The 12,622-nt window shown below is 61.4% G+C and carries 12 protein-coding genes; 6 read left to right on the top strand and 6 right to left on the bottom strand.

What is annotated here, in order from left to right; translation table 11 throughout:
- Positions 1 to 387 precede the first annotated feature (387 nt).
- The gene (gene purU, locus AC5WNJ_RS11030; RefSeq protein ID WP_043336780.1) at positions 388 to 1,242 is read left to right on the top strand and encodes a formyltetrahydrofolate deformylase; all 855 of its coding nucleotides are present in this window, start codon (positions 388 to 390) and stop codon (positions 1,240 to 1,242) included.
- Positions 1,243 to 1,359: 117 nt separating this feature from the next.
- Here purU and dinB read toward each other — a convergent pair whose 3' ends face one another.
- Together dinB and AC5WNJ_RS11020 are read right to left on the bottom strand one after the other, a co-directional pair.
- Entirely contained in the window at positions 1,360 to 2,418 is a 1,059-nt protein-coding gene (gene dinB / locus AC5WNJ_RS11025) for a DNA polymerase IV (protein ID WP_495929689.1), read from the bottom strand.
- A 166-nt stretch (positions 2,419 to 2,584) separates the two neighbouring features.
- The gene (locus tag AC5WNJ_RS11020) at positions 2,585 to 3,931 is read right to left on the bottom strand and encodes a Na+/H+ antiporter family protein (RefSeq protein WP_495929688.1); all 1,347 of its coding nucleotides are present in this window, start codon (positions 3,929 to 3,931) and stop codon (positions 2,585 to 2,587) included.
- Between the two features lie 330 nt (positions 3,932 to 4,261).
- Between AC5WNJ_RS11020 and AC5WNJ_RS11015 the strand changes: the two genes are divergently transcribed.
- Positions 4,262 to 4,879 carry a YrbL family protein gene (locus AC5WNJ_RS11015; protein ID WP_284893703.1) on the top strand — a complete coding sequence of 206 codons (618 nt, stop codon included), beginning with the start codon at positions 4,262 to 4,264 and terminating at the stop codon, positions 4,877 to 4,879.
- A gap of 154 nt (positions 4,880 to 5,033) precedes the next feature.
- Here the strand turns inward: AC5WNJ_RS11015 and bioA are convergent, their stop codons facing one another.
- Entirely contained in the window at positions 5,034 to 6,344 is a 1,311-nt protein-coding gene (gene bioA, locus AC5WNJ_RS11010; RefSeq protein WP_495929687.1) for an adenosylmethionine--8-amino-7-oxononanoate transaminase, read from the bottom strand.
- 81 nt (positions 6,345 to 6,425) lie between these two features.
- Entirely contained in the window at positions 6,426 to 6,644 is a 219-nt protein-coding gene (locus tag AC5WNJ_RS11005; RefSeq protein WP_495929686.1) for a hypothetical protein, read from the bottom strand.
- Between the two features lie 413 nt (positions 6,645 to 7,057).
- Here AC5WNJ_RS11005 and AC5WNJ_RS11000 point away from each other — a divergent pair, with 413 nt between their 5' ends.
- Complete coding sequence (locus tag AC5WNJ_RS11000; protein WP_043336770.1) at positions 7,058 to 7,441, top strand: histone-like nucleoid-structuring protein, MvaT/MvaU family; 384 nt, start codon at positions 7,058 to 7,060, stop codon at positions 7,439 to 7,441.
- A gap of 252 nt (positions 7,442 to 7,693) precedes the next feature.
- On the opposite strand, the gene AC5WNJ_RS10995 is transcribed toward AC5WNJ_RS11000, so the two are convergent.
- Together AC5WNJ_RS10995 and AC5WNJ_RS10990 are read right to left on the bottom strand one after the other, a co-directional pair.
- Positions 7,694 to 8,518: an anti-sigma factor gene (locus AC5WNJ_RS10995; protein ID WP_495929685.1), complete on the bottom strand. Its 825-nt coding sequence runs from the start codon at positions 8,516 to 8,518 to the stop codon at positions 7,694 to 7,696.
- Positions 8,515 to 9,093, bottom strand: coding sequence for a sigma-70 family RNA polymerase sigma factor (locus AC5WNJ_RS10990; RefSeq protein WP_495929684.1), 579 nt, complete (start codon positions 9,091 to 9,093; stop codon positions 8,515 to 8,517). Before AC5WNJ_RS10990 ends, AC5WNJ_RS10995 begins: the two co-directional genes overlap by 4 nt.
- 324 nt (positions 9,094 to 9,417) lie before the next feature.
- Here AC5WNJ_RS10990 and AC5WNJ_RS10985 point away from each other — a divergent pair, with 324 nt between their 5' ends.
- From AC5WNJ_RS10985 to AC5WNJ_RS10975, 3 genes are all read left to right on the top strand, one after another.
- Positions 9,418 to 10,302 (top strand): NAD(+) kinase, encoded by an 885-nt coding sequence (locus tag AC5WNJ_RS10985; RefSeq protein ID WP_495929683.1) that lies wholly within the window; start codon positions 9,418 to 9,420, stop codon positions 10,300 to 10,302.
- Between the two features lie 16 nt (positions 10,303 to 10,318).
- A complete protein-coding gene (locus AC5WNJ_RS10980; RefSeq protein ID WP_495929682.1) occupies positions 10,319 to 11,395 on the top strand; it encodes a metallophosphoesterase in 1,077 nt (358 codons plus the stop codon).
- Positions 11,396 to 11,696: 301 nt separating this feature from the next.
- Positions 11,697 to 12,611 (top strand): rhomboid family intramembrane serine protease, encoded by a 915-nt coding sequence (locus AC5WNJ_RS10975; protein ID WP_253060958.1) that lies wholly within the window; start codon positions 11,697 to 11,699, stop codon positions 12,609 to 12,611.
- Positions 12,612 to 12,622: the final 11 nt, after the last annotated feature.

Genomic DNA, 12,622 nt, shown 5'->3' with positions numbered 1-12,622 from the left:
TAGCAGGTGCAGCGGCGGACGTTGTCTCTGACGGACTTGAACGCGGGGTTTCAACATGGATGTCATGCCATCTATAAAATGTGGCTCAACTATACGGGAATCCCGCGAAGCGCCACAAATGGCGCTGTTGTCCGATCGAGTCGATTCGAGAGCGGCCCAACCGTCCGCGTGACGCCTTGAGGTGGGCCGGCGTGATGGCCGCTGATCGCAATGTCGTATTGACCATATGGACAGAATCGGGGCGCAGCACTGTTTCAGGCCGCGTGATCAGCTACAATAGCCCACCTTTGCCGAGGGGCTGCTTACGGGCGGTGTCATGATTCCTCGCGCAGGCCGGCGCTTCGCCGGCTGAACATCATCCCCGCTATCACAATGGTTGAACTTACGATGTCTCACGCCTATCGCCTGGTGGTGTCCTGCCCTGATCAGGTCGGAATTGTTGCCCGAGTTTCCACTTTCATCGCCGAGCAGGGCGGGTGGATCACCGAAGCCAATCAGCATTCTGATCTTGGCGCCGGTCGTTTCTTCATGCGCTATGAGATCAACCCCGAAACCATCGGCCTGAGCGCCGCTGAGCTCGGCAAGCGCTTCGCCCCGATCGGTGAAGAGTTCGGCATGCAGTGGCGCGTGCATGACACCGCTGCCAAGAAGCGTGTCGTGCTGATGGTCTCCAAGGACTCCCATTGCCTGGTGGACCTGCTGCATCGCTGGCAGTCCGGTGATCTGGATTGCGAGATTCCCTGCGTCATTTCCAACCACGATGACATGCGTTCGCTGGTGGAATGGCACGGCATTCCGTTCCATCACGTGCCGGTCGACAAGAATGACAAGGCGCCGGCCTTTGCCGAAGTCGAGCGTCTGGTGGAAGAATCCCGGGCCGATTGCATCGTGCTGGCGCGCTACATGCAGATCATTCCGCCGAGCCTGTGTGAGCGCTATGCCGGTCGCCTGATCAACATCCACCACAGCTTCCTGCCTTCCTTCGTGGGCGCCAAGCCGTATCACCAGGCCTTCGGGCGTGGGGTCAAGCTGATCGGCGCGACCTGCCATTACGTGACCGAAGAGCTGGATGCCGGCCCGATCATCGAGCAGGACATCCACCGCGTCACTCACTGCCATACCGCCGAGGAACTGGTGCGCATCGGCCGTGATGTCGAGCAGAAGGTGCTGGCGCGCGGGCTGCGTTGGCACCTGCAGGATCGCGTGCTGATCCACGGCAACAAGACCATCGTCTTCGCCTGAGCCCCGCTTGCTCAGCGCATGAGTCTGTCATCGACCTGAGGTCGTGACGATGAAGCCGGTACCTGTCCTAGGTGCCGGCTTTGTTGTTTGCGGGATGGGGTGGGCGCCTGGTGCGAGCTAGAACAATCCCAGCTGCTGGGCGTCCTCGCGGGCCTTGAGGCGTACGCCGACGCCCAGCAGGCGGACAGGGCGGTGGCCGCGTTGCCAGGCTTGCTCCATCAGCAGGGCGAAGCTGTTGGCGCTCGGCAGCGTGGTGGTCGAGGCGGGGAGCAGGTTTTCCAGCGTGGTGCTCTCGAAGTTGCTGAAGCGGATCTTGACGAACTGCTTGGCCAGCACCGGCTGGTCATGACGGGCGTGACGGCTGGTCAGGCGTTCGAGCAGGGCGGGCAGGCGCTCCAGGCAGGCCGGCAGGTCAGGCAGGTCGTGATCGAAGGTGTGCTCGACACTGATCGACTTGCGTTCGCGTTCGACACGCACCGGTCGCTCATCGATGCCGTGCGCCAGTTCGTGCAGGCGGGTGCCGAACTTGCCGAAGTGCTCGGCCAGTGTCGTCAACGGTGTGCCGCGCATGTCTTCGCAGGTGGTGATGCCCAGGCGTGTCAGACGCGCCAGCGTCGCGGGGCCGACTCCGTGCAGCTTGCCGACGGGCAGCTGGCGGATGAAGGCGTCGCTGGTCTCGGGCGTGATCACCGTCAGGCCGTCGGGCTTTTCCCAGTCACTGGCGATCTTGGCCAGAAACTTGTTGGCGGCCACGCCAAGGGAGAGGGTGATGCCGGTGCGCTTGAGCGCCTCTTCCTTCAGCCAGCGCGCCATCCAGGTGGCGCTGCCCTGAAAGTCAGTCACGGCGCTGACATCCAGATAGGCCTCATCCAGCGAGAGAGGCTCCACCAGGGGCGTCAGCTCATGGAAGAGTGCCTGGATCTCGGCGGAGACGGCGCGGTAGCGCTCGAAGTCCGGTGGCACCAGAATCAGCTGTGGGCACAGGCGTAGCGCGCGGGCAGTCGACATCGCCGAGCGTATACCGAAGGCACGCGCGGGATAGTTGCAGGTGGCGATGACACCGCGTTGCTCGGTGCGGCCACCGATGGCGATGGGCACCTCGCGCCACTCGGGATGGCGGAGCATCTCGACGGCGGCATAGAAGCAATCGCAGTCGGCGTGGAGGATCTTGCGCATGCGCGCATCATGCTAAAAGACTGGATGGCTGTCCAGTGGCGGTGCCCATTCATTGCGCCTGAGCCGGCTCACCAACGACAACGCCCGACAGTAAGGAGAGTCCTCTCTGTCGGGCGTTGTCAGGTCTGGCATCTCGCTTGGGGGCGCGAGGCTGTCGCTCAGCGGATTACAGCGTCATCGCGGCCACCCAGCCGAACACGATCAGCGGGATGTTGTAGTGGAGGAAGGTCGGCACCACGCTGTCCCAGATGTGGTCGTGCTGCTGATCGACATTCAGGCCGGCCGTCGGGCCGAGGGTCGAGTCAGAAGCCGGTGAGCCGGCATCCCCCAGCGCGGCGGCGGTGCCGATCAGCGCGACGGTGGCCAGCGGCGAGAAGCCGAATTGCAGCGCCAGCGGCACGTAGATGGCGGCAATGATCGGAATGGTCGAGAAGCTGGAGCCGATGCCGAGGGTGATGAACAGACCGACCATCAGCATGACCAGTGCGGCCAGCGGCTTGTTGTCACCGATGATGTGGAAGGAGGCGTCGACCAGGGTCTGGATATCGCCGGTGGCCTTCATCACGGAAGCGAAACCTGCCGCCGAGATCATGATGAAGCCGATCAGCGCCATCATGCGCATACCGGAGGTGAAGAGGTCATCCGCTTCGTTCCACTTGAACAGACCACCCAGCGAGAGGATGGCGAAGCCGACCAGGCCGCCGAGAATCATCGAGCCGGAATACAGCTGAATGCCGAGGGCGGCGATGATGGCGATGCCTGCCATGACCAGGCCGCTCTTGGACGGCGTGTGCATGGGCGTGTGGTGCGGTACGTTGCTGGACTTGATCTCGTGGGTCGCGTAGTCACGCGGCTTGCGGTAGGAGACGAACAGCGCCGTCAGCAGGCCGAGGAACATGCCGCCAACGGGAATCGCCATCGCCATCGGCACCATGCCACGGGTCACGTCGAGGCCGAGCGACTGGCCGGCATCATTGATGTTGGCCAGCAGGATGTCGTTGAGGAAGATGGAGCCGAAACCGACCGGCAGCAGCATGTAGGGCGCGGTCAGGCCGAAGGTCAGTGCACAGGCCACGGCACGACGATCCAGACGCAGGCGGTTCATGGCGACCAGCAGCGGCGGAATCAGGATCGGGATGAAGGCGATGTGAACCGGAATCAGGTTCTGGGAGGAAATCGCGACCAGAGACACGCTGCCCAGCAGGCCGTACTTGATGGCCGTATGGCGGCGCGGCGTGCTTTCGCCATTGAGCAGGCCGATCAGACGTGCGGCGAGCAGGTCCGGCAGGCCGGAGCGAGACAGGGCGACGGCGAAGGCACCGAGAGTGGCGTAGGCCAGCGCGACCTTGGCGCCGCCGCCGACACCGTCATTGAAGGCGCCGAGCGTGTCGGTCAGGGACAGCCCGCTGAACAGACCGCCGACCAAGGCGCCGGCGACCAGCGCGAAGACGACCGAGACGCGAGCCAACGACAGGCCGACCATGACCAGGACGGCCAGAATTACCGCATTCATGCGAGTACCTCTATGTGGGGTTGTGCCAGCTTTGGGAGTGTTGCGGACAGAGCGGGCGAACTGTGGGTGCGTGGCCACCCGATCCCGGGGCAATGCCTCGCATGACGTGTACATTCGTGACGAATGCCTTGCTGTCGCAGTGTTCCTGCGGCTTCCTCCTGAATGCCGTCAAAAACGGCGCATAATCTTACCAGAAGGGCAACGCAAGCTGAATGGCCGATGAACGTGGGCGCTGCCAAATGGCACAAGTTGGCGTGCCATGACGGCTTTTTGTAGAATGCCACGCTGCCCGGCGGCTGCAGTCGCAGGCGTTATTCAACAGGAGTGCGCATGCTGGAGCTGGAAAATGCCCGCGTCATCGGCATGGGAAATGATCGGCGTGTCTATCAGGACCCGAATGACCCCCATCGCTGCATCAAGGTCCCGCGTTACCCTGACAAGGGCAGCCGCCAGAATGAACGCGAGCAACGCTATTTCGAGGGCCTGGTCAGACGTGGCATGCGCGACTGGTCCTATGTGCCTGCCTATCACGGCAGTGTCGCCACCGCCGAGGGGCTCGGGCTGGTCTTCGATCTGATTCTCGACAGTGACGGCTCCACGTCACGCCGACTGCGCGAGGTGCATCTCGAGACCCCCGAGCGCCTGAGCGCCGAGGTGCTGGTGAGCGAGCTGGCCAATCTCTATCGCTATCTCGAGAAACGCTGGTTGATTCCGTCTGATCTCAATGATCGCAATATCGTGGTCCAGTTCAGCGACGACCAGCCCCCCAGGTTGTGGCTGATCGACGGTATCTCGAATCCTGACTTCATTCCGCTGGCGACCAGTGTTGCCTGGCTGGCACGGCGCAAGGTCGCGCGTCGCTATCGTCACTTCCTCAAGAAGCTGGTCAAGGGCGGTCAGCTCTCGCCAGACGATTATCAGGCACTCGAAGCCCGTCTGTGGGGGTGAATGCCTCTGATGGTGATGGCTTTCGAGAATGGTGGCTCTCGAGCGTGACTGCCCCAGATGGCGCTTGCATACGATGGTAATCGTCTTTGATGAACATCGCCTTTGATGAACATCGCCAGGGGCAGTCGTGTTGTATGTCAGTGCAATCAGTGCATCAGTGTTCCAGAGTCTCGAAGTAGCTGGTCATCGCATGGGTGATCTGGCGCAAGTCCTGCGGCGAGGTGATATAGGCCGGCATGGTATAGAGCCAGCGCCCGAAGGGACGTAACCAGACACCCAGTTCACGGGCATGGGCCTGAGCGCCTGCCAGACTGCTGGCATCGTGCACTTCTATCACCGCCGTGGCACCCAATACGCGTATATCGCGAATGGCGGGGTGGGAGAAATTCAGCAGGGTATCGCGCAACACTTGATTGAGCTCGGCAATCTTGCCCAGATAATTCTCTTCCTCGAATACCGCGAGACTTTCCAGTGCTACCCGACAGGCCAGTGGATTGCCCATGAAGGTCGGGCCGTGCATGAAGGCGCTGTTGGCATCCTCACCATCAAATGCATGGAAGATATGACTCTGGGCCAGGGTGGCGGCATGTCCCAGATATCCCCCCGTCAGTCCCTTTGAGAGCACCATGATGTCAGGAGAGACATTGGCGTGTTCACAGGCAAACATCTTGCCGGTCCGACCGAAGCCGGTCGCGACCTCATCGAAGATCAATACGATTCCGAACTCATCACATAACTCGCGTGCCGCCTCGAGATAGTAGGGCGAATACATGTTGAGGCCACCTGCCGCCTGTAACAGTGGCTCCATCAACAATGCCGCTATCTCATGCTGGTGTGTTTCCAGGCAGGCGCGCAATGCGCTGATATCGTCTGCTACCTCTTCACGACTGGCACTGAAACCGGCAGTCGGCGCCGGTGCGAAATGATGTCTGGGCAGGAAGTCGGCGAACAAGGAATGCATGCCTTCTTCGGGGTCACACACTGCCATGCAGCCCGCCGTATCGCCGTGATAGGCCTTCATCAATGACAGCATGCGCGTCCGTCCGCGCGTGTCATTGCGGTCTTTGCGCTGTTGCTGATATTGCACTGCCATCTTCATGGCGACTTCCATGCCCACCGAGCCGCTATCCGAGAAGAAGACATGATTCAGGCCTTCAGGGGTGACGCGCACCAGCGCATCGGCAAGCTCCTTGGCCGGTCGATGGCGAATGCCTCCCAGCATCACATGGCAGAGTTCTGCCGCTTGCTGCTGGATGGCCGCGACGAGGCGCGGGTGTCCGTAGCCATGGATCATGCACCACCAGGAACATGTCGCATCCAGCAGTGTCTCGCCTCCTGCCAGTGTCATGCGGGCCCCCGTGCCGCCGACCACCTCCAATGGCGCTGGCATGTCCTGCATCTGGGTATAAGGGTGCCAGAGAGAAAGTGAGTCCGTATCGCGGGTCGGCATCTGGGAGAATGGCATGGAGTGTCTCTGCGAGTGGCGGGAGAGTGAAATGGCGTGATGACGGCGCATTCTTTGTCAACTTTGACCATTCTATCAGGTTTACGGTGTTTTTGAAGTGACGCTTTCTGGAGAAAGTGTTGCATTTCGCACCACTATTAGTTCGTCACCTGCTTTAGTATGGACTGCTGTTGTTCGTTCAGGTGCATGCTCTTCGAGGTGCGCAGGCAATGATTGCCCTTCATCAAAAGTCTGCACCGTGACGCTGTCACGCCGATGGGGAAAGTGGTTGCATAATACTTCCTTGTGGGTTGTTGTCATGAATTGTGCATATCCCGTGAATATTGGAGGCCTTGTCATGGCGGGCCCTCAAGCCCGATATCAGGTCGTGGTAAAGACGTCTTCGTGTTGTTGCAGAGACGCTTTTGTCAGATCTGCCTTCAGTTGTGACAGTGGATAATGAAGTGCCTGGGCAGTGAGTAATTTTTTCTGGCTATTGCATTGATCGGAAAGATTGCATACTTTGGAAACATGTTATTTAAGACTTCACCTTGCAGTTGACTCGGTCTATAATCGCCCTTGATCTGGTGTGGGCGCTTAACTGTCCCGAGTGCCTGCACAAGTCTTTATGAAAACGCGCTGTTAAACATGTACGGCAGATGAATATCGCCGGGCCTCACTCAGCATCGTGTTTTCGTGACTCAACTGTCTGTCCCGACCTCCTGGAGATACTCATGTCCCTGTTGACTGATTTCATGCAGAAAGAGCAAGAGCTCAAGAAACTTCAAGAGCAGCTGGAAAGCCTGCGCAATGATGACCGTCTGAAGAACGAACTCGAATTCAAGGACAAGCTGGACGCGCTGATGGGCGAGTACGGCAAGTCCACTCGTGACGTCATTACCCTGCTGGACCCGAAAGCGTCCCAGGCGCCGGCTGCTGCCGCACCGGAAAGCAAGACCGGTGGCGTGCGTCGCAAGCGCAAGCTGAAGGTCTACAAGAACCCGCACACCGGTGAAGTCATCGAGACGCGTGGTGGCAACCACAAGCAGCTGAAAGAGTGGAAGGAAGAGCACGGTGCGGAAACCGTCGAATCCTGGCTCGAGCGCACTGAAAGCTGAGCACTGGCTTGATTGCCAGCTAGCTGACGCTGCCAGACATGAAAAAGCCCCGCAATCGCGGGGCTTTTTCATGTCTGGCGTTTGGCTGACGCTAGAGGGCGGACTCCCTCTTTTGAGCAGGTCTTGAGCAGGTCTTGAGAAGGCCTAGAGCAGAGCGATAGGGCGCTTTCCCGTGAGACTCACTGTGAAATTACAGCGGCAGAAAGCGCCACTAACGGCAGTCGTCATGCCCGAGGGCTGTCATTGGGGCTATCAGCTATCACGCTGATTGAGGTCCACCAGGCGACCGATGGCGAGAATCTTGCCTGTCGGTTTGCCGGTCGGCGACCCGCCTTCTGGCTCCAGTGTCATCTCCAGCAGCTGGCCCGGACTCATGCTGCCGATCTGCTCGGCGCTGAGTTCGATGCCGGCAATCGGGTTGACCAGCCCCAGTGAGCGGGGCCCTTCTTGCGGGTCGGTCAGGGTCCACAGTTCGATGGCGCGATCCGTCGGACGCTCGATGGAGACCTTCGGTGTCAGCTGCAGGCCCCCGCTGGGCGTGACATTGGCCACCCAGGTCGGCGTACCCGGATCTTCCAGTGTCTGCAGAATAGCGACCATGCGTTGCGCATCGCCGTCAGGTGTCTGGGTAGCCACCTTCGGTGACGTGCCCTCAAGCGACGCGCTGGGAGAGAAGGGCCCCACCTGCATGACCAGCGCCAGGGCGAGCCCCGCTCCGAGCCCCAGGCCGAGACCACCGCCTAGCCAGCGCAGTAGCCAGGGCGCCTTGGTCGAGGTGCTTGTCTGCTCTGCGTCATGCCGAGCGGCGTTATCGCGGGTGGCAGAGGACTGCTTGAGGCGCACCAGGCTGGCGTCGATGCGCTTCCATAATGAGTCGGAAGGGGGCTCCGGCGGCAGGCGATCACTCACGCTCAGCCAATGTTGCTGCCAGCGCAGGGCCATGCGTGCGGCATTGTCATCGCGCTCGATCCAGGCGCGCACTTCGGCCTCGCGTTCAGGGTCCAGCAGCCCGAGGGCATGCTCACCCAGCAGCAGGTTCTGTTCTTCGGGAGATTCGGGAATCAGGGGGCTATTCATCGTGACAGGCACTCCTGCAGTAGCTTGAGACCGGCGCGGATGCGTCCCTTGATAGTGCCAAGCGGTGCGCTCAGCTTCTCGGCGATCTGTTCGTGTGTCAGTCCCTTGAAGAAGGCCAGCAGAATGGGCTCGCGTCGTGGCACTTCCAGCTCACCCAGGCAGTCACTCAACTGGTGCGCAGTCTGGCTGTCATCAGCCGCGGTTTCTGGGTTGGCGAGCAGATCGGCCAGGGTGTCGAGCGCATCGCTGTCGCCGCGTGGCGTCCGCCCCTGGGCGCGCAGTTGATCCAGGGCGCGATAGCGCAGGATGGTAAACAGCCAAGCGCGACCATTGCCGAGTTCACGGCGATACTGACCCGCGTTGGACCACAGCTTGATGAAGGCGTCATGGACGGCATCTTCCGCCTGGTCGCGGCTGTTCAACAGGCGCATGGCGAGCGCCAGCATGCGGGCCGATTCAAGATCATAGAGGCTGCGGAACGCGGCCTCGTCTCCGCGTGCACAGGCTTCTATCGCACTGGCGTGGTCAAAGCTTTCCGCGTCTGGCGGACTGACTGACGGCTTCTGTGCTGGCATGGGGCGGCCGGCTCCTTTGGCGGGGGGTCCATTGATCAGCTGACGGTAAGTGCACCGTCGGGGAATGGCAAGTTGCATGATAGAGGCCTTCGTTCGAGAAAGGATCAACGCCCGTGACGGTCGGGACGGCGGTGCGTCAATTGCGGGAGGATAGTCTGGTAACGTCCCGCTTCCTGCCTTGGATGTTCGCGGCCGGTTTTCAGACGTGCCTGGACATGACGCCAGCCAGTCACCTTGCACCCAATGGGAAAGGTGCGGCGCGGCTGCATTGCTGCTCGCGCGGTGAGTCCGCATAATGGCCGGCATGACAGCCTGGGAGGCGTGATGAAGCAGCAATTCAATACGATCGGCGTGATTGGCCGACTGGGCAGTGCCCAGGTGGTGGATACGCTCAAGCGCTTGATTCGCTTTCTGGATTCCCGTGGCCTGGCCATGGTGATCGAGGAACGCACTGCCACGCTGCTGCTGGACCACGGTCTGCAGGTGGCCAGCCGCCGTCAGATGGGCGAGCAGTGTGATCTGGTGATCGTGGTCGGCGGTGACGGCAGCCTGCTGGGCGCCGCGCGCGCGTTGTGCCGCAGCGGCACGCCCGTGCTCGGCGTCAATCGTGGGCGACTCGGCTTTCTGACCGACATTCGCCCCGATGAGCTCGAGGAGAAGGTGGCCGAGGTGCTGGGAGGTGACTATCTCAGCGAGCAACGTTTCCTGCTCGAGGCCGAGGTCTATCGTGACGGCGAGCGCATCGGGGCGGCCGATGGCCTCAATGACGTGGTGCTGCACCCCGGCAAGGCGGCGCGCATGATCGAGTTCGAGCTGTTCATCGATGGCCAGTTCGTCTACTCCCAGCGTTCGGATGGCTTGATCGTCGCCACGCCGACCGGCTCGACCGCCTATGCGCTGTCCGGTGGCGGTCCCATCGTGCACCCGCGCCTCGAGGCGATCACCCTGGTGCCGATGTTCCCGCATACCCTTTCCAGTCGTCCGATCGTGATCGATGCGGCCAGCGAGATCATCCTGCATATCAGTGCCAGCAACTCGACCTATCCGCATATCAGCTGCGACGGCCAGACCCAGGTGGTGGCCAAGCCCGGGGATGTGCTCAAGATTCGGCGCAAGTGTGAGCGTCTGACTCTGATTCATCCGCTGGAGCACAACTATTTCGAGATCTGTCGCACCAAGCTCGGTTGGAGCAATCGCCTCGGCGAATGACCTCAAGGCTGACACCATGCAAGCATTCGTGGCGCCACAGGATGGCTATGATCTCATCGGCGATGTACACGGCTGCGGCGCCACTCTGGCGACGTTGCTGGAAACGCTCGGCTATCACATCGTCGATGGCGTCTATCGCCATCCGACCCGCAAGGTCATCTTTCTCGGCGATATCATCGATCGTGGTCCGCGCATCCGCCTGGCGGTGCAGCTGGCCAGCAGCATGGTCAATGCCGGCGAAGCGCTGATCGTGATGGGCAATCACGAATACAACGCCCTGGCGTATTGTCGGCGCGCACGCCCGCGTCCGGGAGGCGAGCATCGTGATTTCCTGCGCTCGCATACCTCACGTCACAATCGCATCATCCGCGAGACGCTTGACCAATATCAGCATCATCCCGATGAGTGGGACGAGGCGCTGCGCTGGTTCATGCGCATGCCGCTGTGTCTGGAGCTGCCGCCGCTGGCCCCCGGCCAGAGCGGGCTGCGCGTGGTGCACGCCTGCTGGGATGAGCCTCTGGTGCGTTCCTTCCTGGAGCGCTACCCCGATGGCTGCATCGATGAAGACTTCCTGCATGAGTCCATCGAGCACGACAGCTTCGCCTATCGCGTGCTGGACCGCATGACGCGCGGCGCGAATCTGCGCTTGCCGGAAGGAGTCGAGATCCACTCCGGCGATGGTTTCACGCGCCGAAGCTTCCGCACCCACTTCTGGGCACGTGAGCCCCGCACCTACGGCGATGTCGTCTTCCAGCCCGACAACCTGCCCGGTGAGCTGGAATCGCGCTGGTTGAGCGAGCAGGAGCTGGCCAATCTGCCTTACTACGGGCCGGAGCAGCCGCCCCTGTTCCTCGGGCACTACTGGTGTGAGGGCTTGCCGGCGCTGCCGGCTCCCAACATCGCCTGCCTGGATTACAGCGCGGTCAAGTTCGGGCGCCTGGTGGCGTATCGCTTCAGTGGCGAAGCCACGCTGGATGCCGCCAACTTCGTGTGGGTACCGGTACCGCGTGAGCCTTCCCGACGCCCCGTGCCGGAAGAGCTGTCCCGCGACACCCTGTCGAACCCGTCATTGGCCAATGGCGCCAGTCAATAGCACTGGTCATTTGCTTGCTCATTGGTACGTCCCAATAGCGTCAGTAATGCTGGTGATGAATGACGATTGTTTTTTACAATCATATGTCAGTGAACCAAAGCCCGATTGCGCACTCTGAGTAAGTGTTCCCTTGAATGATCCTTGCTCAGTCCGGTGCCCCCCCACCGGGCTTTTTTTATGTCTGTCACAAAGGCCAGCCCCCTGCGAGGCTGTGGTAGATTTTCGCAGGCTGGTCTGACATCTCCTTGTTTATCAACGTGTACTGAGTCTGTTCAGTCGCATGTCATTTTCAGAGGCATATATGTTCAAGGTTCTGACGCTGCCTGAATCCTTCGACAGCCGCCCCCTGCGTGAAGCCCTGTGGGCCGAGAAGATCGGTCATCAGATCACTCTGAGCCAGGCTCGCCCGACAGAGGCTGCGTCTGGCGACGATGCCGAGAGCCACGAGGGCGGCCAGGAGCTGTGGCTGGCCGACCCCGAGCAACTGCCGCGCGTCATCGCGATGCTCGAGCGCCAGTCGCGCGGTGAACCGCTGCGGGACGCCTCCGCAGGTACCACGACGCGCGGTACCGCCAGCTCTCAGTCCCTCATCACCCTGATGCGCCAGACGCCGTTGACCTGGCTGGTCGGTCTGGCCTGCTGTATCACGGTACTGTTCCAGTATGCGCTGGGCCAGGCAGCGGTCTTCGAATGGCTGGCCATCGTGCCCTTCGAGCTTGTCGGCAGTCAGCACATCGCCCCCGAGCCGCTGTCCGTGACGCTTTCGGGGGAGTGGTGGCGGCTCTGGTCGCCGTCGTTGATGCACTTCGGGGTACTGCACCTGGTGTTCAACCTGCTGTGGCTGTGGGTGTTCGGGCGACAGATCGAGGCCATCGATGGCGGTTGGCGCTTCGCGCTGGTCGTGGTGCTGAGCGGCGTGGCGGCCAACCTGGCGCAATACGCCACCGGCAGCGTGCTGTTCGGTGGGTTGTCGGGGATCGACTTCGCCGTGATCGGCTATGTCTTCATCGCCGCACGCCGCCGCCCCACGTTGGGCTATCAGATGCAGCGCTCGCTGATGATCTTCATGTTGATCTATCTGGTGCTTTGCATGACGCCGCTCTCGAGCGCCATCGGGTTGGGTGCCATCGCCAACGAGGCGCATCTCGGGGGGCTGCTCGCCGGTCTCGCGCTCGGCCTCGTGCTGCCACGCCGGACACGCCGTGTCGCACCCTGACAGTCGATGCG

The sequence above is a fragment of the Cobetia sp. PDI-23MA genome (genome assembly GCF_059507735.1).
Note: the sequence above shows the minus strand (reverse complement) of the source record. Positions and strands in the feature narration are given on the sequence as shown.